Annotated in this window: 23 protein-coding genes and 1 tRNA gene; 16 read left to right on the forward strand and 8 right to left on the reverse strand. The window is 55.8% G+C overall.

The features are described 5' to 3' along the window. The gene (dcm, locus tag LVY75_32230; protein ID XAZ23411.1) at window positions 1-1,161 is read left to right on the forward strand and encodes a DNA (cytosine-5-)-methyltransferase; all 1,161 of its coding nucleotides are present in this window, start codon (window positions 1-3) and stop codon (window positions 1,159-1,161) included. Between the two features lie 3 nt (window positions 1,162-1,164). Beyond that, entirely contained in the window at window positions 1,165-2,445 is a 1,281-nt protein-coding gene (locus tag LVY75_32235) for a DUF3883 domain-containing protein (protein XAZ23412.1), read from the forward strand. A gap of 103 nt (window positions 2,446-2,548) precedes the next feature. Here LVY75_32235 and LVY75_32240 read toward each other — a convergent pair whose 3' ends face one another. Continuing rightward, a complete protein-coding gene (locus LVY75_32240; GenBank protein XAZ23413.1) occupies window positions 2,549-3,550 on the reverse strand; it encodes a restriction endonuclease in 1,002 nt (333 codons plus the stop codon). An 82-nt stretch (window positions 3,551-3,632) separates the two neighbouring features. Further along, window positions 3,633-4,301, reverse strand: coding sequence for a recombinase family protein (locus LVY75_32245; GenBank protein XAZ23414.1), 669 nt, complete (start codon window positions 4,299-4,301; stop codon window positions 3,633-3,635). 202 nt (window positions 4,302-4,503) lie between these two features. Here LVY75_32245 and LVY75_32250 point away from each other — a divergent pair, with 202 nt between their 5' ends. Further along, on the forward strand, window positions 4,504-4,764 hold the full coding sequence (locus LVY75_32250; GenBank protein ID XAZ23415.1) for a hypothetical protein: 261 nt from the start codon (window positions 4,504-4,506) through the stop codon (window positions 4,762-4,764). 274 nt (window positions 4,765-5,038) lie between these two features. Here LVY75_32250 and LVY75_32255 read toward each other — a convergent pair whose 3' ends face one another. Together LVY75_32255 and LVY75_32260 are read right to left on the reverse strand one after the other, a co-directional pair. Then, window positions 5,039-5,533, reverse strand: a complete 495-nt coding sequence (locus tag LVY75_32255) for a hypothetical protein (GenBank protein ID XAZ23416.1) — start codon at window positions 5,531-5,533, stop codon at window positions 5,039-5,041. 1,117 nt (window positions 5,534-6,650) lie between these two features. Then, window positions 6,651-7,643: a site-specific integrase gene (locus LVY75_32260; GenBank protein ID XAZ23417.1), complete on the reverse strand. Its 993-nt coding sequence runs from the start codon at window positions 7,641-7,643 to the stop codon at window positions 6,651-6,653. A 138-nt stretch (window positions 7,644-7,781) separates the two neighbouring features. On the opposite strand from LVY75_32260, the gene LVY75_32265 reads away from it, so the two are divergent. The 4 genes from LVY75_32265 (at window position 7,782) to LVY75_32280 (ending at window position 11,790) form a co-directional block, all read left to right on the forward strand. Then, the gene (locus tag LVY75_32265; protein XAZ23418.1) at window positions 7,782-8,354 is read left to right on the forward strand and encodes a hypothetical protein; all 573 of its coding nucleotides are present in this window, start codon (window positions 7,782-7,784) and stop codon (window positions 8,352-8,354) included. Between the two features lie 143 nt (window positions 8,355-8,497). After that, entirely contained in the window at window positions 8,498-9,802 is a 1,305-nt protein-coding gene (locus LVY75_32270; protein ID XAZ23419.1) for a PAN domain-containing protein, read from the forward strand. 9 nt (window positions 9,803-9,811) lie between these two features. Further along, entirely contained in the window at window positions 9,812-10,576 is a 765-nt protein-coding gene (locus LVY75_32275; protein ID XAZ23420.1) for a hypothetical protein, read from the forward strand. A gap of 194 nt (window positions 10,577-10,770) precedes the next feature. Further along, window positions 10,771-11,790, forward strand: coding sequence for a hypothetical protein (locus LVY75_32280; GenBank protein ID XAZ23421.1), 1,020 nt, complete (start codon window positions 10,771-10,773; stop codon window positions 11,788-11,790). A 77-nt stretch (window positions 11,791-11,867) separates the two neighbouring features. Here the strand turns inward: LVY75_32280 and LVY75_32285 are convergent, their stop codons facing one another. The 3 genes from LVY75_32285 to LVY75_32295 all read right to left on the reverse strand — a co-directional run bounded on the left by LVY75_32285 (window position 11,868) and on the right by LVY75_32295 (window position 13,827). After that, entirely contained in the window at window positions 11,868-12,926 is a 1,059-nt protein-coding gene (locus LVY75_32285; protein XAZ23422.1) for a hypothetical protein, read from the reverse strand. A gap of 39 nt (window positions 12,927-12,965) precedes the next feature. Further along, a complete protein-coding gene (locus LVY75_32290; protein ID XAZ23423.1) occupies window positions 12,966-13,505 on the reverse strand; it encodes an ImmA/IrrE family metallo-endopeptidase in 540 nt (179 codons plus the stop codon). A 232-nt stretch (window positions 13,506-13,737) separates the two neighbouring features. Then, window positions 13,738-13,827, reverse strand: a tRNA-Ser gene (locus tag LVY75_32295). Window positions 13,828-14,131: 304 nt separating this feature from the next. Between LVY75_32295 and rplU the strand changes: the two genes are divergently transcribed. From rplU to LVY75_32315, 4 genes are all read left to right on the forward strand, one after another. Continuing rightward, the gene (rplU, locus tag LVY75_32300; GenBank protein ID XAZ23424.1) at window positions 14,132-14,449 is read left to right on the forward strand and encodes a 50S ribosomal protein L21; all 318 of its coding nucleotides are present in this window, start codon (window positions 14,132-14,134) and stop codon (window positions 14,447-14,449) included. A gap of 34 nt (window positions 14,450-14,483) precedes the next feature. Further along, window positions 14,484-14,753 (forward strand): 50S ribosomal protein L27, encoded by a 270-nt coding sequence (rpmA, locus tag LVY75_32305; protein XAZ23425.1) that lies wholly within the window; start codon window positions 14,484-14,486, stop codon window positions 14,751-14,753. 125 nt (window positions 14,754-14,878) lie between these two features. Beyond that, window positions 14,879-15,535 carry a GNAT family N-acetyltransferase gene (locus LVY75_32310; protein XAZ23426.1) on the forward strand — a complete coding sequence of 219 codons (657 nt, stop codon included), beginning with the start codon at window positions 14,879-14,881 and terminating at the stop codon, window positions 15,533-15,535. Next, a complete protein-coding gene (locus tag LVY75_32315; GenBank protein ID XAZ23427.1) occupies window positions 15,532-16,119 on the forward strand; it encodes a GNAT family N-acetyltransferase in 588 nt (195 codons plus the stop codon). The genes LVY75_32310 and LVY75_32315 overlap by 4 nt, the downstream gene beginning before the upstream one ends. A 136-nt stretch (window positions 16,120-16,255) precedes the next feature. Here the strand turns inward: LVY75_32315 and LVY75_32320 are convergent, their stop codons facing one another. Beyond that, window positions 16,256-17,122: an endonuclease/exonuclease/phosphatase family protein gene (locus LVY75_32320; GenBank protein XAZ23428.1), complete on the reverse strand. Its 867-nt coding sequence runs from the start codon at window positions 17,120-17,122 to the stop codon at window positions 16,256-16,258. An 83-nt stretch (window positions 17,123-17,205) separates the two neighbouring features. Here LVY75_32320 and obgE point away from each other — a divergent pair, with 83 nt between their 5' ends. The 5 genes from obgE to modA all read left to right on the forward strand — a co-directional run bounded on the left by obgE (window position 17,206) and on the right by modA (window position 22,636). After that, a complete protein-coding gene (gene obgE / locus LVY75_32325; protein ID XAZ23429.1) occupies window positions 17,206-18,276 on the forward strand; it encodes a GTPase ObgE in 1,071 nt (356 codons plus the stop codon). Then, window positions 18,269-19,438 carry a glutamate 5-kinase gene (proB, locus tag LVY75_32330; GenBank protein ID XAZ23430.1) on the forward strand — a complete coding sequence of 390 codons (1,170 nt, stop codon included), beginning with the start codon at window positions 18,269-18,271 and terminating at the stop codon, window positions 19,436-19,438. The genes obgE and proB overlap by 8 nt, the downstream gene beginning before the upstream one ends. Further along, a complete protein-coding gene (locus LVY75_32335) occupies window positions 19,431-20,714 on the forward strand; it encodes a glutamate-5-semialdehyde dehydrogenase (GenBank protein XAZ23431.1) in 1,284 nt (427 codons plus the stop codon). The genes proB and LVY75_32335 overlap by 8 nt, the downstream gene beginning before the upstream one ends. Window positions 20,715-20,751: 37 nt before the next feature. Further along, complete coding sequence (locus LVY75_32340; GenBank protein ID XAZ25876.1) at window positions 20,752-21,351, forward strand: nicotinate-nucleotide adenylyltransferase; 600 nt, start codon at window positions 20,752-20,754, stop codon at window positions 21,349-21,351. Between the two features lie 493 nt (window positions 21,352-21,844). Continuing rightward, window positions 21,845-22,636: a molybdate ABC transporter substrate-binding protein gene (gene modA, locus LVY75_32345; protein ID XAZ23432.1), complete on the forward strand. Its 792-nt coding sequence runs from the start codon at window positions 21,845-21,847 to the stop codon at window positions 22,634-22,636. The last annotated feature ends 70 nt before the right edge of the window (window positions 22,637-22,706 follow it).

Here is a 22,706-nt window from a genome sequence, read left to right on the forward strand (position 1 = left end):
ATGATTCCGAACCACTATACACCAGCCCTCAGCTGCCTAGACTTAGACATTGTCCGCGCAGTGCCACCCGGTGGAAATTGGAAAGATATCCCGGAATCTATCCCTTCCAAACGTCTCCAGCAGATCAGAGAAAGTTTCCGCCGCGGCGAAGGAAGCCGTTCGACTTATTATGGGAGGATGCAACCAGAATCCCCTTCTCACACTATTTCGACTTACTTCAACAGGCCAGGAAATGGATCATTTGTCCATTATTTACAGGACAGGATGATATCTCAGCGGGAAGCTGCGCGGCTCCAGACGTTCCCCGATAGCTTTGAATTCTACGGAAGTAAGAGCGCTGTAAACAAGCAAATTGGCAACGCAGTCCCACCGCTTCTCGCATTCCAAATTGCCAAACATTTAGGCGAAAAGGGCGAATTTATCGATTTATTTGCTGGAGCCGGAGGCCTCTCACTCGGTTTTCACTGGGCGGGCTGGCAACAGGTGGTCGGTAATGACATCGATGCATCAGCGCTGGAAACTTATAAAAAAAACCTTGGCGGTAACACCGTATTAGGAGACGTCGAGAGCGACGATGTATTCTCGGAAATAGTCAAATACGCCAAGAACACAGGCCAGAAGCACGACACTAAAAGATTGGTTCTTGGCGGCCCGCCATGTCAGGGCTTCTCTACGGCCGGCAACAAGAGAAGCATGGAGGACCAGCGGAACCACCTATTTAAGCGCTACGCGGATATTCTAACTCACGTTCAACCTGATGGATTTCTCTTTGAAAACGTGCAGGGGCTGAAAAGCATGGAAGGCGGTCGTGTGCTCCAGATGGTATTAGCTACTCTGGAACAAGCCGGATATGCGACAAGCGTTTGGACAGTCAAAGCTGAACAGTTTGGAGTTCCCCAGCGCCGGACAAGGGTGATCATTGCAGGCACCAGGGCCGGGACGCAGCCACTTTTTCCACCACCGCCAATCTCGGCTTGGGGGAAATCGGATATGCTTCTTCCTCCGCCGCCTACTGTCGTCGACGCAATTTCTGACTTACCGCCGCTCGAACCCGGAACGGATGGAAGCTCGCTCGATTATTTTACCCCTCCAAACTCACCATTCCAACAACTTATGCGAGGGGTTATATCACCCGACGAATACTCTTCAAATGTTAGGTGAGCAATGGAAGTTGGAAGTCCGGAGCCGTATGAAGGCGCGTTACGCGCGCTCAATGCGTTCAAGCGTGAAGTTGTAGGGCGGAGCTACAAAGGTCGATTCGTTCAAATATTTCTTGCCTTGAAATTCTACGAGCAGTATATCCCAAGTATTCATTCGGGAACATTTATACAATCTGATGTATTACAATCAATGCTTGATGATTTGTATTCGAAGTCGTCCCGTCCATTGAACGCCTGCGTAGTCTCTATTTTTGAGAATAACCACCTCGCCCGGACTGGCGTCATTCCGATTGGCGGAAAGACTAGCTCTAATATTTGGCGAAACAATCTTCACCTGCAAAAAGGCATAGGATGCTATGCATCGCCTAATGAATTAGCTAGTCAAACCTTCCTTGATCAGGACCGGTCTGATTGTCGCCATCTGGTCGGCAATTTAGAAGGGGGTAGTTGCGAGCTTTGTGAGTCCGGCGCAAGTTACAGACGCGAAGAGCACCGCAAATGGCTACGGATAGATCCAGGTGGAAACGGCTTCGCTGCAGTCGATTTAATGAATCTCGATAACTTCCTGCCCTACGTGGCGCCTAACGGCGATCGCATACCGCTGATTCCATTGATATACACATTGTATCATGACAGCAATCCAGCTCTCTCTATTGGAGCAGCAACTGACGTTTCAGTAGAAGATTTTTGTTCTGACTTCAATTTTACCGAACGCGAATTCGACGCTTATTTTGATCAAAGCTTGAACAACCCGCAAAATAGGTCTTTCCTGCAAGAGTTTCCGTCGCTCGCTTTTGCTCCCGCCGCGGTCGCAACAATCTCAACCACCAGGCTCGGATCGCGACCGAGAACATCCAGGTTAAGAACACCAACACTCACCGGAACTCTGACTTCACCACCTCGATCCCATCACGGATGGGATGCTGAACAGTTCGTCTATGCTGCCTTGCGAGATGATGGGTGGGACGTTCATGACGTTAGCAGACAGCAGGTTGGTTACGATATATTGGCTCACAAAGGACGCCGGACGATATATGTCGAGGTGAAGAGCTCCGTCGGTTATTGCTCGCCAACATTCACGGCTCGCGAATGGCAGCAGGCGGCCTCACATGGTGAAAACTATATCCTTGCCATAATTGAAAAATATAATCCGACCAACAGCAACATGATTTATTGGGTTGTCGATCCAACAGTTAGCTGCCGAGGTAGGGAGCGAAATGTTATGATGCATAGCGTCACCCGAAGTTCATGGATCGGAGAGGTCCGCGGATTGAGCGATATTTAAAGAGCTTTGATCTCTAGCACATGTCGGCGGCGACGGACATCGTGAGGTGGCCAAATAGCGAAGCAGTATCGTCTCTCCGCAAAGGCAGCCTGTGGTTCAACTGTCATGTCCACGCCGGTATCAAAATTCGCTTCAATGGCACTAATTGCTGCGTTTCAAGGTCCAGTTTATCGTATTGTTCAAGAAGACTTTTCACGAGATCGTCTAGGTCCATCAAAGCGAGCGGTATGTTCGCCCGCTCTGCCTCGTAGCGCGCTTCACGCGTGAATCCGCCAGTGCTGACATACAGCCCTTTATCCTGTGGATGGCGCCCGCCGAGGAAGCTTCGGACATCTGGGGCGCCCATAGCGCCGTTTCGGTGCTTCACTTCAACCACAATGCGTGGCGATTCAAAACCGAAACCATCTGGCGAAGCAACTATGTCCTTCCCGCGATCGGGGCCTGCTTCCGAAACGCGTGTCTTGTAGCCCAGCGAGCGCAAGATGCCGGCGACTAGCTCCTGCATGTCATCCCATGGGAGTGCGCTGACCTTGTCCTTAATGAACTCATGCGCGCGGCTCTCCATCGATTTGAAGAGGTCCCCCTCGGTGGACTCAGTTGCCGCCGCAATGATCTCTGGCTTTGCCGGGTGACCAGAGATAAGCGCTTTTCTCAACTCAGCAGCAACCTCATTCGATATCCGGAAGAGAGTAGAAATGGCGCCAAGGCTGTTGCGGCTCTCGACAGAAAGAAGATCGCGACTGACCTCACCTTGCCACCGCACGGGCCGATATTGGGCATCCTCCGGGTCTACCGACGTATCGTAGCGGTATGGACCAGCGATCTCACCAAGCAAATAAACACGGCGAGAAGGATTGTAAGTGACGACCATGTCGCCGATCTCGATCTCATTCACGAAGCGGTGCAACTGCCCGGCAGCCATGGCGACCGACTGCGGCTTCGTTTCGGGCCAGGACGCACTGACAAGATCCGCGATTGCTTTTCGCGATTTGACGCTCGAAAGATCGCCAACCTTATTCCAGCCGATTGCGACGGCCGATTTCTCCTTGAACGCATCGAAGAGCCGTCCATCGCGCTCAGCGCGCACCATCCATGCTTTGCTCATGCCCTACCCTTCATCTCGCAGCTGAACATTGCCGAAGGAAGCGGCTACCGCAAGGTCATGATGCGAGATGATCTTCGTTGACTCACAGACGCTCGCTGGCTGGCTCGACCGACGCTGACGTTACATCCCAGCATTTGGCTTGCCCCACGCGCCCATGAGTCTCTTCGAGGATTGGGCTGGAATGCTGTTCGGCTTGGGTTACGCGAATGACGCGAGCCAGCGTTTTGGGATGGACCTTGTATCGTGCCGCCACTTCAGAGATCGGCTCCAGGTCGACTTCGACAGCGCGCCGGGCATCAGCGGTTTGCGCGTCGGTCATTGACGGACGGCGCCCGATCCGAGATCCTCGTGCTCTCGCGGCTTCCATCCCTGCTTTGGTGCGCTCACTGATGATCGAGCGCTCGAACTCGGCCATGGCACCCATGACGTGGAACAACAGTCTGCCACCCGACGAAGAGGTGTCGATGTTCTCCGTCAATGAACGGAATTCGCAGCCGCGCTTCGAAAGCGCGCTCACGGTCTGGATCAAGTCGACCAGAGAACGCCCCAAGCGATCGAGCCGCCAGACTACGAGCATGTCTCCATGTTGTATCTTTCGAAGCGCTTTTCTCAAGCCTGGACGCTGGAAATCCGCACCCGACAATCCTTGGTCCGTAAAGATCTCCAAGCATCCAGCCACCTGAAGGGCCGAGATCTGCAAATCCAGGTTCTGCTCGACCGTTGAGACACGAGCATATCCGATCAGTTTCATCGCAATGATCCATTAGATGGCAGCTAAGCCATTGACATAAAGGAACCATTTCGCTCTGTCGGTCATTAAATGGTGCTACTCCGGAAGCCCTTGAAACTATAGAATGCGACCGGATCAGCAGTTACGGCTGACCTCTATCGGACAAAGGTTCCCTTTCGCTCTCCTCGGGTCATGTATAGGCTCGGCACTGAGCGAGGGGTGCATGGACTTTTCATTAATCATTTTCGTATCCGGCATCGTTCTCGGTGGCGCGTGCGCCATCATCGCGGCGAACAAAAACCGAGATCCCTTAGGTTGGTTTGCCCTGGGCTTCTTCTTCAACCTCATTGCGTTGATTGTGATCGCTGCGTTGTCTCCAGCAAAAGAACCATTAAACGCAGATCGCAAGGCATCCCGACGAGGAGGCACGCCGAATGAATTTGCAGCGAACCCAAAAGATCCCGAGCGTCCCTGGCTCGGTTGAGTGCTCAGCTTGTAGGAGACTGTCTTCGCCAACGAAAGTCGATCAACCTTAACCGAATTGTGTGCGTAATATCGCCGGTCAGATCTAACCTTCGCGGCATTCTCGATCTATATCCTTGGACAACGGAGACCACCTCTGCGAGATCGCCTTCACGCGAAAGCGAGGCTTTTGGCGCGCATGGGGGAAGTGAGGAAAACGGTTTGCGGCCCAGATTACATTGCTGGGCCGCTGTCGATACTTATCAGCCAGCGCTTTGACTAAGGCTTTCAACTCCTCACTCAGCATTGTCGGTTCCTTCCGCCTTATTTTGAAACTCCTCGATAAAGTCCGCCATAAATAGGTCCATTTCCAGTTTTGCTTTCATTGCGCGGCGACGAGCCTGGCGATCGCGGTTCTTTGTTCGAATATGGTCAGCTTTCTCCTGATCGCTTAGTTCAGAGAGATCAGTCCAAGGCCGCACAGTGGCTGCTGTAACACCGCGCCTAGTGCGCATTCGATCACGATGGATTCGCTTCTGGTAGGCGGCGTGCCACTCACCCGGAAGCTGCGGCGCGTGGTTATGAAATATGTAGGAGCGCACTTTCTTCCCTTCAGCCGCACGTGCAAGCCGATACCGAAACCGAGAGTGGCTTGCGGAATTTTCGGCTACTCGCCGGCTCATGTCCTCTTTCTGGTGTGCACGCCATTCGATCTCCAGCTGGCGCAAAGCCGATCGAGCTTCATGCCGCATTTTCGTTTCCGGGCAATTGGCCTCGGTGTCCTTGCTCATGGTCTTTTCCTCACGATGATATTGCACTTATAGCGGGGACCGCGATCGGAGCGCATATGCCGAAAGCGTCACGCTTTGTGCGTTTTCTCCCTATGTATACGCATTACTTTAGATATTAGATACATAGTAAGAGAGTGCACAAAACGTGACGCTGGCAAACTTTTCCAGCAGTTCAGCTCGCTTCGCTCGCACTGCGCGGCCCTGCGGGCCTTGCCAGACGCCTTCGGCGTCTCACGTCGAGATTTCCCTCCCGGGAGATCATCATGTAACGGATTGCCAGCGAGCTGAGGATTCGTTTAGGCACGATCCTCCCCAGACGTCTCAGCGCTCACCCGTCTGACCTTCGACCCGAGGATTCGCACTGGCGCGATCCCCTTCGCAAATGACACGAAGTGCTGCTCTGAACATGGCGCTCGCCCGCGAGCTTCTGTGTCGATCTTGGCTGAGGAGGTTAGGTCAACCGGATCATCGCCGGCGCAAAAGGCATCCCCATCGACTGCATTGATTTTCTCTAGGACTTCGATATGCGGCTAGTATGAATGGCGCCGTCGCTTCCTCCGGCATAGGAGGCTTCCCGGCACCGAATTGATGCGGAAAAAAAGATCGCGCGCTTCTGGTCATCATCCGTTTACAGCGCCAGCGAGGAGGATCTGATCGCTCTGAGATCAATTGGAGCTTAGATCGAAGCCGCAGATGAACCAGGCGCCGTGCCGTCGATCAATGCGCGAGCCAGACATACCCATGCGCTGGATATGTTTTCGGTGCTGGCAATCAAGGGCTCCGGCACGAAGGTGAGCTTCGGAACACGCCGAACGTGATTTGTCTCCACTGTTGGCACGGGGCAATACGACGGTCGACGCATGCGAGAGATACGGTGCAACCGCTGCGCGTCACGTGACCTTTACATCACAAGCGAATTTGCTGATTTTAGGCAGTTTTGTAAAGATTATGTAAACTTAGTGTAAAGGTCGCGGTCGTTTTCGCAGGGATCTCGGGCTTCGCGGCGCTTTTGGAGACAACCAAAGATATACAATTGTAAAGGTTTTGCGGTCCTGACCTTTACATCGACCTTGCTTCGAACCGGCATATGTAAAGGTCTGTCAAGGTTACCGCCGCATCATCCGAGGCGAGTGACAAGATCGTCGGCAGACAGGTGGGTGTAGCGCTTCAACATCCGAAGTTCTTTGTGACCCGAGATGCTGCTTACCTCGATGATGTTCAGCCCACGTTCGAATAGACGGCTAACGCCCTCGTGGCGAAGATCGTGAAACCTCAGCCCTGTGACCTTGGCCCGGACAAGAAGACGATACCAAGCTTGCTCCAGCGACCCTGGAGCCATCGGAAACACACGAGGCTGGTCCGAATCCGCCCGCGACTTCCAATCCGTTATTGCATCAAACGCACGCTGCGACATCGGCACCTCCCGACCGGACCCATTCTTCGTCATCTCCAGCGTGATGACGCGGCGGTTGTGAGAGACGTTATTCCATTTCAAACCGAGGATCTCGCTGCGGCGCATCCCGGTCTCAATGGCAACAATAAGCAGCGTCTTCATGAACGCGATCTTGCCGCCGTCGCACCCGTCGAGCAGGCGCTGCTCCTCGTCGCCTTCCAAGCGGCGCTTGCGCTCGTTCCGAATGATGGGCCGTCGAACCAGCTTGACCACGTTGCGGCTGAGAGGAAAGCCCCAGTCGCGCATCGCGACTTCGATTACGTGACTAAGGATCGCCATTTCGCGAACCGCGGTAGATGGAGCCACACTGCTAAGGCGCTCGTCGCGGAAAGATGCGATGTCAGGCTGTGAAAGCCCGACCAATGTCCGGTGCGCGATCTCATGACGTTCAAGCACGTCAATGCGCTGGATTTCTTGCACGCAGCCGCGCTTTGTCGGTGATACTTCAATCTTGTAACGCTTGAGCAAGTCGCCGAGCGTAGTGGTCTCCAATATCTTGGTGTCGGGCGCGGCACCAAAACGATCGACCTGGCTTTCCAGCTCGCGCGCCCACTTCTCGGCCTCGGTCTTACTATCAAAGCTCTTTGCCCGAGGCTTCATACCGCGTCGCCGCACTTGTGCTTGCCAGCGGCCTCTGAGTTTTCTGATCGTCGGCATTTTGTTCCTCTTTTGATGTCGTCGATCAATGCGTAGGATTCCCCGCAAAGGGTGCCAAGGATCATTCCGGCACGCGAAGAGGCGGCGGTCCGAGATCGATCTCGCGGGTGTTAGTGGGCTCTTGCTCCTTCGAAGCCAATGTCGTTTGATGTCGCGCAGGTTCCAGGCTTTGCTTTCGGTCTGAGCCAGGAAAAGGGGGAACTTCACAGCATGCTAACTTTACTTTCGAGGCTACAGGCCGGAACACTCGGCGAACTGCTTACCGTAGCAAAGCTGAACAGCCTCGGACACGCAGCATACATCAGCCCCGAAGGCGCACCCGGTCACGATGTCATCATAGTTATCGATGGCGTGGCTAAATCAATTGAGGTGAAGACAAGGCAATTCCGATCAAGCCCAGCGCAGGACATCACCCGCTGGCCAGTGGACATGGCAACGAAGGGCGACGCCGACTTCTTCATCTTCATCGAGCTGGATCTCAGAACTCTCACGCCAACGTTTTATGTGCTGACTAACGCCCAGGCGCGCGCGACCTTTCGAGACTACATCGGTGGTGGAAATTGCTACCCACCCGAGGTCAGGCGCCTGATCACGCCGAACGACTTCTCAGCGCTCACAGCACACCACCACGACGCCCTGGGCTTGTTAGAGCCATCAGAGCTTTCTGATCGTCCCCATGTGATCTCCATCGACGGTGAAGATGACGAGTAGAATGCCCGAGGAGGGAGCCAAGGATTATCCCGGCACAGACGCCGTCGATTAACCGCAATCTAGAATATGCAGTGCCGAGCCTCCAACAACCTTGTCAGATTCAGGCGTATGTAGATTGATTATCTTGGGCTGGGAGCTTGTTCATGCGTAAATTGCTTCAATCTGCCGCGGTGAGCGCTGCGCTATGTGTAACAACAATGGTCAGCCCTGCAGCCGCGTCTGAGAAAGTCTTTGGTCCGTTTGTCGTGGATGACGCCAAGCCAGATGTCATATCGATGAACGGCGATATCGACGTCGGCTCAGCACTCAACTTCCGGCGGGCTCTTCACGCAGCCCCCGGCGCTAAACTTGTTACCTTGAACAGCTCAGGCGGCGCCGTGCAGATGGGTCTGCTAATGGCAGACGACATTCATGAGCGAAAGCTCGCGACCTACATCCCGAAAGACAGTGCATGCCTATCCGCATGTGCTTATATGTTTCTTGCCGGTGTCGAGCGCAGGGTCGACGGCAAGCTGGGCGTGCATCAGATTTCCTCTGATACCTCTGATCTTGTGGGAGCGCAGCTCACGATTTCCGACATCATTGACGTCCTCAACCGCTTCGACACTCCTGTGGACGTGTTGAGCGTCATGTTCAAGACGCCGCCGAATGACATGCATGTCTTCACGCCAGAAGAGATTGAGCAGTATAGGCTCAATCGAACTGGGGATGGGTCAAAGCCCTCTGCCGCGGGCACATCGGCAGCACCAGATACATCTCTGCCCGCCCCAAACACGACGAGCACAACGGGATCAACTACGCAGCCGGTGACGCCGGAGCAGCCGCACTCGACAGAGACAACGGTAAGCACAACGCCGACGCCGCAGACACAAGCGAAACTCTCACCGATCGAAGAGTTCACAAAGCGTCCAAACCGGATCGCCATCTATACCGGCTTAGATCTCTTCGGCGACGACATTTCTTCTACCCGAGCAAGCGACGCTGCCGAATGTGCTCAGAGTTGCCTGGTCATGAACGGTCAATGCAAGGCGTTCACCTTCAACGCCAACCCAAAGATTACAAGAGGGCCGAACTGCTTCCTCAAATCCAGTGCGGGCCGGGCAGATGGTAACAGTGTCGCATTCTCAGGCCGATTCCTCAGCGGCGCCGACGCCGACCCGCCCACATTCGCTCTTGGAACGATCGATCCCCAGAGTGCACTCTTTCACGATGTTGACTTTCGAGGCGGCGATCTCTCCCCGCGCCCTCATAGCACTGCCAAGACGCCACTCGACTGTCGCCTCGCCTGCGTTGACGACAATCGCTGCATGGCATTTTCCTACAATTACTCGAAGAAGCAGTGCTGGCTGAAAGGATCCATTGGCACACCCATACCGGGCAAGGGAATTGTCAGCGGGCTTAAGAAGTTTCAGAACTTCTCGCCCGCGAAAATCATCAGCTTGAACTAAGGGACAGCCGTGCAATTTTCTGAAGAAGTATGTGAACGGCTTGGCAATTACGTCTATCGCCTTATCGATCCGCGGAACGGCGAGACGTTTTACGTCGGCAAAGGTCGTAACAATCGTGTATTCGATCATGCCGCCGGCGTCGCAGACCTAGCAGATGACGATAGCCAAACACTTGGATCAAAGCTCGATCGTATCCGGGCGATAAAGAACGCTGGGCTTGAAGTGCTACATGTCATCCATCGTCATGAGATACCTGAGGCAGCGATCTTTGAAGTAGAAGCTGCATTGATAGATGCCTATCCAGGCCTCACCAACAGCCAGGGCGGCCACGCCAGCAGCGACCGTGGTCCCATGAACCATGTCGAGATAGTCGACAAATACAGTCTGCCGGCATTTCCTTCGAACCCGGAACATCGCCTTGTGCTGATCAACATCAACAAGCTTGATAATAGATTCGATCGTCGAGCAATCTACAATTTCGTCCGCTATTGCTGGAGAATTTCAAGGTCACGTGCTGAGAATGCTCAGTATGTGCTCGCTGTTGTCCGAGGTGTGGTTGTAGGAGCGTTTGAGGCCGAGACGTGGATGGCCGCAACCACCGACAACTTTCCTGACATCCTTTATGCCGACGGATCTGAGGCAAATAGGTTCGGCTTCGTCGGGAGGGAGGCACCGAAAGAGATATGGGATCTCTACGTTGGCGCGAGAGGGAAGCGGATAACGACCCCCGAGCTCAAGCACGCTCAAAATCCTGTCCGGTTTTGGAAGTGCTGAAGATGAGGCCGATCGAGCCACGCTGAGCCAAGTTCAGATCATCCAGTCTTTATCCGAGGTCCATTCGTCTCAGAACAACTATGCTTCTCCTCAAAAGAAACTCCTGGAAACAACGATCAGGTCATTGCTTCGGTTGTAGTTTATCGTGTTCACTACCATCGGAGTAGCACTGTTATTTGTGCGTGGGGGTGATCGTGAATTCGTGGAAAAAGTCGCTTAGAAACATTCCAGCGGCTATCGAATCTGAGCTGAGGAAGATCCAGTCGAGAAACGTCCAGGTTCTTGCTGGAAAGAAAATCGCATCGGACGACATCAGGTCCGGGGACTACGCTCATCTTGGATTAACATTAGACAGGCTAAATGTAGGCAACCGTTGGGAACTCGTTCCTGGAGCTGATGTGGGTAAAACCTCAGCTCGAAACGTGGATGGCTGGGAGATCGTGCGAAAGGACCTTCCAAAATACAAAAAGTATTTCTACCAAGACATTCCCATCTACGGCAATGGAGCGCGAAATGGGTGGACGACGGCAGCGATCCCCCGTGACGTATACCATCGTGATCAGATTCCTCCTTATCTTTTGCAACTGAACGTTTTCATTCAAGAGCAGCTAGAAGAGTCTAAGTATGGGATCGTTTTCTCGATAGATCAGGTTTTCGACCGCCAAGCTCCTTCATTTCGAGACGACCTTCTGTTTGCTCTGAATCTACTCCAGGAGAACACAGGCGTGGTCGGTATCTCCAGTGCAGAAAACCCGGAGTTCGTATTTACTACGGCTTTGGACTGGAGTGTTTTTCCACCGGGAGATATCGATAGACTAGCAGCAGCCTGGTTAGGCGAAAAAACTAACGGTGTGCAGCACGATACTGTATTGGAGAGACTCAGCCTTTTTGAGCAGTTCAAGCCAAGCGAATACTTGCGAGGAATGGGCGGCAACGATCACTATATCGGTGCTAAGTTCGCGGATGACTTGGTCGCGTTCGAGAACCTCCGATATGGTAATGCTCTTTACGTGCTTTATGCGAACTGGGAAGAATTGTCGCGGCGCCCGCGGAACGAGTTGCTCAAGCTTCCACACTCACAGTTCGATCGAATTATTCACATTACCGGCTGGGAGCAGAAATTCGCTGCGTTAATGCAACAGGAACTCCAAGATCGAGGTATCCGAGTTCGTATCGGCCGGCACCTAAGACACAGAAGGCGACGTGGGAATTGAGCCTCGTCGAGCATCTGAATCGTCGTGTGTGATATCCGCAGTCGATTAAACGGGACCAGCGGCTGACCTCAGAGCTCTCAATCCTCAGCTTGAGCGTGGTCAATCATCGCCTGACCGGCAGCGACAATGGAATCGTTGAGTTCATCTGCGTCATCTGCCTGGTTATCTTCATCCGCTGATTCTCGCTCGCTAAGTGATCGGTTGACCAATTCCAGCGCAATGGATTCCCAGGTCGCTCTGAAGCGAAGATAATCGGCCGGAAGCGATGGAACAGAAGAGTCTTGCGCTGTCAGTCGTAACCACAGCCGCGGGATACCTTCATCATCGATAAACGACTCGAGGAAGTCATGTATCTGCATAGCCTTAAGAGCTTTGCCGGATATCAATTCACGTTCGCGATCTCGAACTTTGCGGCGAGCTGCGCTTCGCTCGACATCGATGGACACGATGGGGTAGGGCCGGTCGTTAAGGACGCCTTTTAGTTCCTGTCGACCACTATAGGCAAACTCGACACCCTTCATTGGTGCTTCGTCTCCATACCGCGAGATAAGCCACGCAAGTTCGACAGACATGGAAAACTTGTCCGCTGAGCAAAACTTACCTGTTCGAAAACCAGAGTCGATTTCACGGCCTAGAAAATCAAATTGCGCGGGCTTTGAATCGGCGGCTAACTCAATTGCTTCGTCGGGTATTTCCTGCGGAGGAAGCGCAGTGATGGTGTCTGAATCTGTGGGATCAAAAACACGCACTGTGACGTTCGGGAAAGGAAAGGCAGCGATCCAGCCGTAGCCTTTCACATCCAACTTCACACTTTCCTGGGAATCGAGATATCTGCCGTATTGTTCAAGTGCATTTACGAACGCGCTCACGCATAGAACCAAATGAGACAGGCATGAGAGACGGCAACAAAAAACTATCTCGTCGCCTATTGTTTTCCAAACCTGAGGCGGCAACGGACCGTCAGTCCAGCCAACCGGTTTTGCGATTCTCTCGTATGCTCGATTTAGTTTATCTGGGAAGTCACGGTAAAAATGACGGATCTCGTCGACCCAAACAGGGTTAGGAGAGTCCCCGTCTGATTTTGGGCTGCCATGGCTCGCCTTGAAGGCCGTAGAACCGACGAGATCTACAGACATAAATAATCGCAGGCGATATTCCGGACATGTCGCGGTCATTTACAACAGGTTTAGATTCTTTGCCCTTATCTCCGCTGCCTGCTTACTCACACCAAATCGAAGAGCAACCAGCGCTAGATTCTTATTATACTCGTTATACGCGTCACGGAAGATCCCTCCATTCATCAAGAAGCCTCCCGCGAACCAATTTGCTTCCCATTCAGCGCGTCTTTGATCTTGATCTGTCTCGTCCACCCACCTGGTGGCAACCATCGGAGTGTTCGGATATTTCTGCGAAAATGCTGGATAATGAAGGGCTAGGTGTCCGAGTTCGTGGGCTATTGTAAAACGATCGCGCTCCACTGACGTCAGGCTGGGAACAAATATAGTAAAGTCCGTGGATGCTCGAATAACGATCGATTCAGGAAATTGTCCCGGATAGTTGAGCGGATTTTTGACTTCGATCCTGCCACCCAACCGCCGAATCAACGGCTCAACATCATCGCCAGGTCCAAACCCTAGCTGCTGAGCAATAGTCTCAGCAAAGCTATGTATCCGATCTTTGGACGCTCGCGTCGGGCTAAGCTTGGCGTCTGACATTTCCAGTTTCGCACATTCTCGTTGACTTGTGATCACCTCATGATTGTAACTGATTCGAAGATAACTTCAAAAGAATACTTGACATGCCCCTCATCGAGAGTCTGTCGGAGCGAATCGCGACTGCGCTGCGAGGATGCGCCGGGACTGTGGCCCCAGCAATTTCGCATGATGTCATTCTGTATTCAGAGATATCAGCAGACCGGCAAAAGGCCTTGTGGCGAAAGGTAAATAATGGCGGAGAGGGTGGGATTTGAACCCACGATACCCTTGCAGGTATGCCGCATTTCGAGTGCGGTGCATTCGACCACTCTGCCACCTCTCCGCATATTTGGTCGGCGCTTGTTCGGCGCGGGCGTTCTCATAACGAGCAAATGACAGACTGGCAAGCCGAAATCTCAAGCTTTTCCATCCTTTTGCCTTGACACCTTTCTGTCACTCGCGTATCCCGCATCCGCAATAGGAGCGGAGTAATCCGCCCCTTGCCAGCCTCGCGCTCGCGCGGGGTTTCACCGGCAGACCAGAGTTCCGGGCTAGTTCCCTGAAATCCCTGCTTAACTTCGACTGATAAGAAGACAGCCACCTGCGCTTTGCGGGGAGAGCTGGATCGAACATGAAAGGATAAAATAATGTTCGCAGTCATCAAGACCGGCGGTAAGCAGTACCGTGTGGCAGCCAATGACGTGCTGACCATCGAGAAGCTTGAAGCCTCCGCTGGCGACTCCATTGAATTCACCGAAGTCCTCGTGATCGGCGAAGGTGCCGACGCAGCGATCGGTGCGCCCTTCGTAGCCGGCGCCTCCGTCAAGGCGGAAGTCGTCGACCAGACCCGCGGCAAGAAGGTTATCGCCTTCAAGAAGCGTCGTCGTCAGAATTCGAAGCGTTCGCGCGGCCATCGCCAGCATCACACGGTTGTCCGTATCACGGACATCGTGGCCGCCAAGTAAGATCAACGGGTTTCAGGTTTAAAGGAGAACTCCAATGGCACATAAAAAAGCTGGCGGTTCCTCGCGTAACGGTCGCGATTCCGATTCCAAGCGCCTCGGCGTGAAGAAGTTCGGCGGCGAAAATGTCGTAGCAGGCAACATCATCGTTCGCCAGCGCGGTACGCAGTGGCATCCGGGCGCCAATGTCGGCCTCGGCAAGGATCATACTATTTTTGCGCTTACGGCTGGCAATGTGGACTACCGAACGAAGGCCAATGGTCGCGTGTACGTGTCTGTAATGCCGAAAGCGGAAGCAGCGGAATAAGCCGGTAGCGCTCTAAAACAGCCGGCGTCTCATCGACCCGGCTGACCGTACCAGGTTCAGTCCAGAAAACAGGGGAGATGGGGCGCCATCTCCCCTTTTTCTTTGTCCAAACAGGAGGACTGAACATGCAAGGCGAATTGATAAGGGTTGACCAATCACGGTCGACCAGGGAGGACCAAAAGTCTCCCATGGAACGGCTGAGGCCGGAGCGGTTAAGGACCGATTGCCCTGTCTTGTTATCGGAAAGGCTCGTCATGCGCGCGCCCCACGAGGAAGACATTGACGCCCTTGCCCATCTCGCCAACAACGCCAAAGTCGCCACCATGGTATCGCGTATGCCGCACCCATATACCGCCAATGATGCCGCCGACTTTGTTTGGCGTACGCGAAATGGCGAGATTGGCAAGTGCGTCTATGCCATCACCAAAGCCGAAAACGGTGCCTTCATGGGGTGCTGCGGGGTGGAGCCGCATACCGACGAGAAGACCGTCGAGATCGGTTACTGGCTGGGCGAACCCTATTGGAACCAGGGTTATATGACCGAGGCATGCCATGCCCTCGTCGACATGGTGTTCAGGACGCGGCAGCAGGTCGAGCAGATCGATGCCCGCTGCCGGGTCATGAACGTCGCTTCGCGCCGCGTCATCCAGAAGTGCGGCTTCCAGTTCCAGGGGTCCGGCCTTGCCGCATCGCTGGCGCTCGGCAGCAATGTGCCGGTCGAATGGTACCGGCTCGACCGCAAGACCTGGATGTCGCTGAGAAGCTGGGGGGCAATCTCATGAGTTCGGTTACCCTTCAGCGGCCCAAGAGCAAGCCCATGATGCCCGGCCCTGCGCCGGTCGTCACCACGGCAAGGCTGACGCTTCGCCCGCACAGGCTGAGTGACGCTCCGGCGATCGCGGAATCGCTTTCCGATTTCGCGGTCACCCGCATGCTGGCCCGCGTTCCCGCCCCCTACGACCGGCAGGATGCGTTGGACTGGCTGATCCCGGTTACGTCAGGCGTAATGCCTGATTGGAGTTTGGCGATCACCGGCAGTGATGATGTTCATATCGGCAATGTGTCGATCGAACTTCGTCACGGCCGCTGGCACCTCGGTTATTGGCTGAACCGCTACTACTGGCAGCGCGGCTATATGAGCGAGGCGGCGGAAGCCGTGCTGGAACGTTTCTCGCGGCGCATGCCTGACGTCCCCGTTCATTCGGGCGTCTTTGCCGACAATCCTGCATCCCTCCGGCTGCAGGAAAAGCTCGGTTTCCGGATGACCGGCTGCAGCGAAATCTACTCTTTCGCCCGCAACACCATGGTCGCCCATATCGAAACCGTGCTGCAGCCTGGCGCTCTGCAGCAGAAAAAGGTCGCCTGATATAGAAGGACGCCGCTATGATGCCTGTCGCGCAAAAGCGTGCAGTGGTTTTGCGGTAACGGCATGCACGAAACAAAGACCTTAAGGCGAGTGAGCGATCTGAAAGATCGCGGCACGCTTTAAGGGCGGCGTCCTTTCAATCGCCGATCTCGACCCGCAGGGGAAAATGATCGGACCCTGGCGAATCCGTATCGATGACAGCGGATTTCAACCGGTCCTTGAGGCCGCAACTGACGAAACAGTAATCGATATGCATCCGCTTGCCGTGATCTTCCGGATCCATCCAGCTGTAGCTTCCGGGCGTATAGGCTCCAAGCGCCGCAAAGGCGTCGATCGGCGTGCCGATCCGCGCCGTACGGCCGTAAAATCCGTCGACGGATCCGGCGAAGGCGCAGTATTCCGGCGATTCCGGCTCCATGTTGAAATCGCCCATGATGACGTAATCCTCCGGCAGCGGCAGCTCTGGAAGCCCGAATTCGCTGCCCCCGCTCAGCGATGCGCCCTCCTGAACGAAGGCATTGATGCGCTCGCGGAGATGGCGAAGCTGCGCAAGGCGTTCGTCGATAGAGACATGATCGAGATGGACGGAATAGACGCGGACAGCGCCGCCGGGGGTCGCAATAACGGTTTCCGTAGCAGCACGCTGCAGGTTTATCTTGTCGATCGTACGGCTGCGCGGCAGAAGCAGCGTGCGCGTCGACAGAATAGGCCAGCGCGACAGGACCATATTGCCGAACTGAAAACGGGTATCGCGCGGCAGCGAAATCCGGCCCTTCGGCGCCTCGACATGCATGTCGCAGGCCGGTCCATAGACCCAGAAATGGTCGGGAAACAGAGCCGCGATAATATCCGGCATATTGGCATAATCGTTCCGAACGAAGCCTCTCGTCACCTCCTGGAGCGCGATGACATCAGCACCTTCGAGGCTTCCGGCGATACGTTCCGGATCGTATCTGCCGTCGAGACCGAAGCCGTACTGTATGTTATAGCTCGCAAAAATCACGATATTCTTTGACCTCCGCCTGAACCGCCTATATCGAATGGGCCAAGAGGGGTCGCCCAAACGCACTGAGTACTGGAAGTAAAATGAAATTTCTCGATGAAGCAAAGGTCTATATCCGGTCGGGTGATGGTGGCGCGGGCAGCGTCTCCTTCCGCCGTGAGAAATTCATCGAGTTCGGCGGGCCCGACGGAGGTGACGGCGGGCGCGGCGGCGATGTCTGGGTTGAGGCCGTCAATGGCCTCAACACGCTGATCGATTTTCGTTACCAGCAGCACTTCAAGGCCAAGGTCGGCATGCACGGCATGGGCAAGAACCGCACCGGCGCCAATGGCGATGACGTGACACTCAAGGTTCCCGTCGGCACGCAGATCCTCGAGGAGGATCAGGAAAGCCTCATCTGCGACCTGACCGAGGAAGGCCAGCGCTTCTGCCTCGCAAAAGGCGGCAATGGCGGCTTCGGCAATTCCCACTTCAAGTCTTCGGTCAATCAGGCGCCGGACTGGGCCAATCCCGGCCTCGAGGGCGAAGAAAAGACCATTTGGCTGCACCTGAAGCTGATTGCGGATGCCGGCCTCGTCGGCCTGCCGAATGCCGGCAAGTCCACCTTCCTCGCTTCCGTGACCCGCGCCCGGCCGAAGATCGCCAATTACCCCTTCACCACGCTGCACCCCAACCTCGGTGTCGCGACTATCGACGAGCGGGAATTCATCCTTGCCGATATTCCCGGTCTCATCGAAGGTGCGCATGAGGGCGTGGGCATCGGCGACCGTTTCCTCGGCCATGTCGAGCGCACGCGCGTACTGCTGCATCTCGTCTCTGCCCAGGAGGAAAAGGTCGGCAAGGCCTACAAGACGGTCAAGCACGAGCTCGAAGCCTATGGCAACGACCTTACCGACAAGCCGGAAATCGTTGCGCTATCCCAGATCGACGTCCTCGACGACGCGACGCTGAAGAAGAAGGCCAAGGAACTTGCAAAGGCCTGCGGCAAGACGCCGTTCCTGATTTCGGCCGTTACCGGCAAGGGAATGACGGAAGTGCTGCGCGCGCTGCGCGACATCATCGTCGAAGCCAATACCGAGGAAAAGCCGGCCAAGACCCCCAAGCTGCGCCATCGCGACATGATCCTCAGCGACGAGGACGAGAGCGATGAGTAGCCGTAAACCGCTGGATCGCTATCGCCGCGTCGTCATCAAGATCGGCTCGGCGCTCTTGGTCGATCGCAAGACCGGTCTGAAGAAAACCTGGCTCGATGCCATGTGCGCCGATATTGCGGCGCTGAAGTCCAAAGGCGTCGATATTCTCGTGGTATCGTCAGGCGCTATCGCGCTCGGCCGCTCTGTGCTCGATCTTCCCTCGGGCGCCCTGAAGCTGGAGGAAAGCCAGGCGGCAGCGGCGGTCGGCCAGATTGCGCTGGCACGTGCCTGGTCGGAAAGCCTTTCACGCGACGACACCGTCGCCGGACAGATCCTGCTGACCTTAGGCGATACCGAAGAGCGCCGCCGTTACCTCAACGCCCGCGCCACCATCAATCAACTTCTGAAGATCGGCGCCGTGCCGATCATCAATGAGAACGACACGGTCGCGACCAGCGAGATCCGCTATGGCGACAATGATCGCCTCGCTGCCCGTGTCGCCACCATGACCGGCGCTGACCTGCTGATCCTTCTCTCCGATATCGACGGTCTCTACACAGCTCCGCCGCATCTCGATCCGGATGCGCAATTCCTTGAGACCATTGCGGAAATCACGCCCGAGATCGAGGCCATGGCCGGTGGTGCGGCCTCGGAACTCTCACGCGGCGGCATGCGCACCAAGATCGATGCCGGCAAGATCGCGACGACCTCCGGCTGCGCCATGATCATCGCGTCAGGCAAGACGGAAAGTCCGCTGTCGGCAATCGAAAACGGTGCGCGCTCCTCCTGGTTTGCACCTTCGGGCACGCCCGTCACCGCCCGCAAGACCTGGATCGCCGGCCAGCTTCAGCCGGCCGGCATGCTGCAGCTCGATGAGGGTGCCGTCACGGCCCTCGGCGCCGGCAAGAGCCTATTGCCCGCTGGCGTGCGCAGTATCTCCGGCAATTTCGCCCGCGGCGATACAGTTGCGATCATCGCTCCCTCCGGACGCGAGATTGCCCGTGGGCTCGTCAGCTACGACGCAGAGGAAGCCCGCCAGATCGCCGGCCGCAAATCGGCAGAGATCGAGGCAATCCTCGGTTATCCCGGCCGCGCTGCCATGGTCCATCGCGACGATATGGTCATGACGGCGCAGATCGGCTCGAAATCGGAAAGGCAGAAGAAGGACGCAAGCTATGCTTGATACTGTTGCGCTAAGCCCTGACATTGACGTGCTGATGAACGACATCGGCCGCAAGGCCAAGGCCGCCGCGCGACCATTGGGCTTCGCTTCCACCAATGCCAAGAACAAGGCTCTGAACGCGATGGCGGATGCCATCCTTGCGAACAAGGCCCATATCCTTTCGGAAAATGCCAGGGATTTGAAGGATGTGGAGGGCACGGACATGCTCGCCTCCTTCATCGACCGCCTGACGCTGAACGACAAGCGCGTCACGGAAATGGCCGAGGGTATTCGCGCGATTGCCGCTCTTCCCGATCCTGTAGGGGAAGTCATCGCCGCCTGGGACCGGCCGAACGGCCTGAAGATCGAGCGTGTGCGAACACCGCTCGGCGTCATCGGCGTCATCTTTGAAAGCCGGCCGAACGTCACGGCCGATGCCGGTGCGCTCTGCCTGAAGGCCGGCAATGCGGTGATCCTGCGCTGCGGTTCGGATTCGCGCCGTTCCTCGGCTGCGATCCATGCCTGCATGGTCGAGGGCCTGAAGGCAGCCGGCTTGCCGGAATATGCGATCCAGCTCGTACCTGTCACCGATCGCGCCGCCGTCGGCGCCATGCTGCGCGGTCTTGATGGCACAATCGACGTCATCGTGCCGCGTGGCGGCAAGAGCCTTGTTGCCCGCGTGCAGAGCGAAGCGCGCGTGCCGGTTTTCGCCCATCTCGAAGGCCTCTGCCATATCTATGTCGACGCCTCCGCCGATCTCGAAATGGCGAAGGATATCATCGTCAATGCCAAGATGCGCCGCACCGGCGTCTGCGGTGCAGCCGAAACCCTGCTGGTTGACTGGGCCGTCGCTGGCACGCATCTAAAACCATTGATCGAGGTTCTGAGCCGGGCCGGCTGCGAGGTTCGCGCCTCGGCCGCCGTTATCGACGTCGTGCCGGGCCTGAAGCCTGCGACTGAAGAAGACTGGTCGACCGAATATCTGGATGCCATCATTTCCGTTGCTATCGTCGACGGCATCTCCGGCGCGATCGGCCATATCCAGAAATATTCGTCGAACCATACCGAAGCCGTGCTTGCCGAAGACCCAGAAGTCGTCGAGCGCTTCTTCACCGAGATCGACTCGGCCATCCTGCTGCACAACGCCTCCACCCAATTCGCTGATGGCGGTGAATTCGGCATGGGTGCGGAGATCGGCATTGCCACTGGCAAGATGCATGCGCGCGGCCCTGTAGGCGTCGAGCAGCTTACTTCTTTCAAATACCGCGTTCGCGGCAACGGACAGACGCGGCCCTGACGTGACCACGGAGCATATAGGCCGGCAGTATCTGCGCATGCCGCATTGCGAACGCGGCATGATCGTCGGCCTATTCGGCGGCTCCTTCAATCCACCGCATGAAGGCCATGCCTTGGTCGCCGAAATCGCCATCCGCCGCCTGGGGCTGGACCAGCTCTGGTGGATGGTGACACCGGGCAATCCGCTTAAAAGCCGATATCATCTGGCACCGCTTGCGGAGCGTATAGCGCGCAGCGAGGCGATCGCCACCGACCCGCACATCAAGGTCACGGCCTTCGAACAGGCATTTGGCGTGAGCTACACGGCCAGTACGCTCGCCCGCGTAAAGGCGCGCAATCCGCATGTGCATTTCATATGGATCATGGGCGCCGACAGCATGGAAAATTTCCATCGCTGGCAGAAATGGCAGAATATCGCACGCACCTTCCCGATCGCCGTCATCGACCGGCCAGGCTCGACGCTCTCCTACCTTTCCTCGAAAATGGCCAAGACCTTTGCCTTTGCGCGCATCGACGAAGATGACGCCCGTGTGCTTTGGAAGAAGCCGGCGCCCGCCTGGACCTTCATTCACGGTCCACGCTCCACCTTGAGCTCGACAGCCATCCGCAACGGCGACCAGCACAAGGCCGCGGAATAATCGGATTGTTTTGGAAGTTTCCAGAAATGAAAAGCCCGACGCGGGAGGAGGTGCGTCGGGCTTAAAACTTGATCGACAACTGGGAGGAGGAGTGTTGTCGATCCTATCGGACGGCTATGGGAGGAGGAGAAGCCGTCGGATGATTGTCTTTTAGCACATTTGTTCAGAAGGTGAATATATACAAGTGCATTGCAGCAATGCATATCATGCAAGCCTCGTCGACATACGACGACGACGGCTGCCATTTTAATCAGCAAAAACAGATTGATTTAAGCCTTCCATTCTATCAGCTTGTCATTTGCAAGGCTGAACTGCCACATTTACGCCTCGGCAATTTTTGGCTCGCCATGAGCCATGCATCTCACGAATGCGTGAGGGGCCGTGCGTGAAACCTACGCCTTTTTGCTGCCGATATATTTTATGAAACGCAGCCCTAGCCAAACCTTACCTGCCGTTATATCCGTCTAGATATTTCGTTCTTGGGGAGAAAATCATGCACAATCGCCGCCGCTGGATGAAACTGGCAACCGCCGCAATCTCGGCGATCTGGCTTGGCGCAGCAGCGCTTTCCGCGCCCGCTGAAGCCGCCGAAAAGGTCACCGTCTTCGCAGCTGCAAGCTTGAAGGATGCGCTCGACGCAGCCAACGCCGCCTGGGCGAAGGAAAGCGGCAAGGAAGCCGTCGCCTCCTATGCCGCAAGCGGTGCGCTTGCCAAGCAGATCGAAAACGCCGCCCCGGCCGACGTCTTCATTTCCGCTGACCTCAACTGGATGGACTACGTCGCCGACAAGAAGTTGATCAAGGCCGACACGCGCTCCAACCTGCTCGGCAACCGACTCGTCCTGGTCGCCGAAAACGGCAAGCAGAAGCCGGTCGAGATCAAATCGGGCTTCGATCTCGCCGGCCTGATCGGGGATGGCAAGCTCGCAATGGGCGAACCGAAGTCGGTTCCGGCCGGCAAGTATGCCCAGACAGCGCTCGACAAGCTCGGGGTCTGGAAATCCGTGGAAAGCAAGGTTGCGTATTCTGAAAGCGTGCGTGCTGCCCTCGCCCTCGTTTCCCGCGGCGAAGCGCCTTACGGCATCGTCTATCAGACCGATGCGGCCGCCGATAAGGGCGTTGCGATCGTCGGCACCTTCCCGGCTGATTCCCACCCGCCGATCATCTATCCGATCGCCCTGCTTGCCGAGAGCAAGAACCCGGATGCTGCTGCCTATCTCGACTTCCTGAAGTCGGACAAGGCTGCTCCGTTCTTCACTGCACAGGGCTTCACCATCCTGAAATAATTGCGCAATTGGCGCCCAGAGCTTAGCGTGAAGGCTCGCTTCGGCGGGCCTTCACTGTTTCGGAGAAGAT

The sequence above is a fragment of the Sinorhizobium sp. B11 genome (assembly GCA_039725955.1).
Classification (GTDB): domain Bacteria; phylum Pseudomonadota; class Alphaproteobacteria; order Rhizobiales; family Rhizobiaceae; genus Rhizobium.

Coding starts and splice junctions, on each gene's coding strand:
- LVY75_32260 (XAZ23417.1), bottom strand. CDS start 7,643: ATGCCGACGATCAGAAAACTCAGAGGCCGCTGGCAAGCACAAGTGCGG.
- proB (XAZ23430.1), top strand. CDS start 18,269: ATGAGTAGCCGTAAACCGCTGGATCGCTATCGCCGCGTCGTCATCAAG.
- rplU (XAZ23424.1), top strand. CDS start 14,132: ATGTTCGCAGTCATCAAGACCGGCGGTAAGCAGTACCGTGTGGCAGCC.
- LVY75_32310 (XAZ23426.1), top strand. CDS start 14,879: ATGCAAGGCGAATTGATAAGGGTTGACCAATCACGGTCGACCAGGGAG.
- LVY75_32285 (XAZ23422.1), bottom strand. CDS start 12,926: ATGTCTGTAGATCTCGTCGGTTCTACGGCCTTCAAGGCGAGCCATGGC.
- LVY75_32290 (XAZ23423.1), bottom strand. CDS start 13,505: ATGTCAGACGCCAAGCTTAGCCCGACGCGAGCGTCCAAAGATCGGATA.
- LVY75_32255 (XAZ23416.1), bottom strand. CDS start 5,533: ATGAGCAAGGACACCGAGGCCAATTGCCCGGAAACGAAAATGCGGCAT.
- dcm (XAZ23411.1), top strand. CDS start 1: ATGATTCCGAACCACTATACACCAGCCCTCAGCTGCCTAGACTTAGAC.
- LVY75_32265 (XAZ23418.1), top strand. CDS start 7,782: ATGTCGTTTGATGTCGCGCAGGTTCCAGGCTTTGCTTTCGGTCTGAGC.
- LVY75_32270 (XAZ23419.1), top strand. CDS start 8,498: ATGCGTAAATTGCTTCAATCTGCCGCGGTGAGCGCTGCGCTATGTGTA.
- LVY75_32240 (XAZ23413.1), bottom strand. CDS start 3,550: ATGAGCAAAGCATGGATGGTGCGCGCTGAGCGCGATGGACGGCTCTTC.
- modA (XAZ23432.1), top strand. CDS start 21,845: ATGCACAATCGCCGCCGCTGGATGAAACTGGCAACCGCCGCAATCTCG.
- LVY75_32340 (XAZ25876.1), top strand. CDS start 20,752: ATGCCGCATTGCGAACGCGGCATGATCGTCGGCCTATTCGGCGGCTCC.
- LVY75_32335 (XAZ23431.1), top strand. CDS start 19,431: ATGCTTGATACTGTTGCGCTAAGCCCTGACATTGACGTGCTGATGAAC.
- LVY75_32315 (XAZ23427.1), top strand. CDS start 15,532: ATGAGTTCGGTTACCCTTCAGCGGCCCAAGAGCAAGCCCATGATGCCC.
- obgE (XAZ23429.1), top strand. CDS start 17,206: ATGAAATTTCTCGATGAAGCAAAGGTCTATATCCGGTCGGGTGATGGT.
- LVY75_32245 (XAZ23414.1), bottom strand. CDS start 4,301: ATGAAACTGATCGGATATGCTCGTGTCTCAACGGTCGAGCAGAACCTG.
- LVY75_32250 (XAZ23415.1), top strand. CDS start 4,504: ATGGACTTTTCATTAATCATTTTCGTATCCGGCATCGTTCTCGGTGGC.
- rpmA (XAZ23425.1), top strand. CDS start 14,484: ATGGCACATAAAAAAGCTGGCGGTTCCTCGCGTAACGGTCGCGATTCC.
- LVY75_32235 (XAZ23412.1), top strand. CDS start 1,165: ATGGAAGTTGGAAGTCCGGAGCCGTATGAAGGCGCGTTACGCGCGCTC.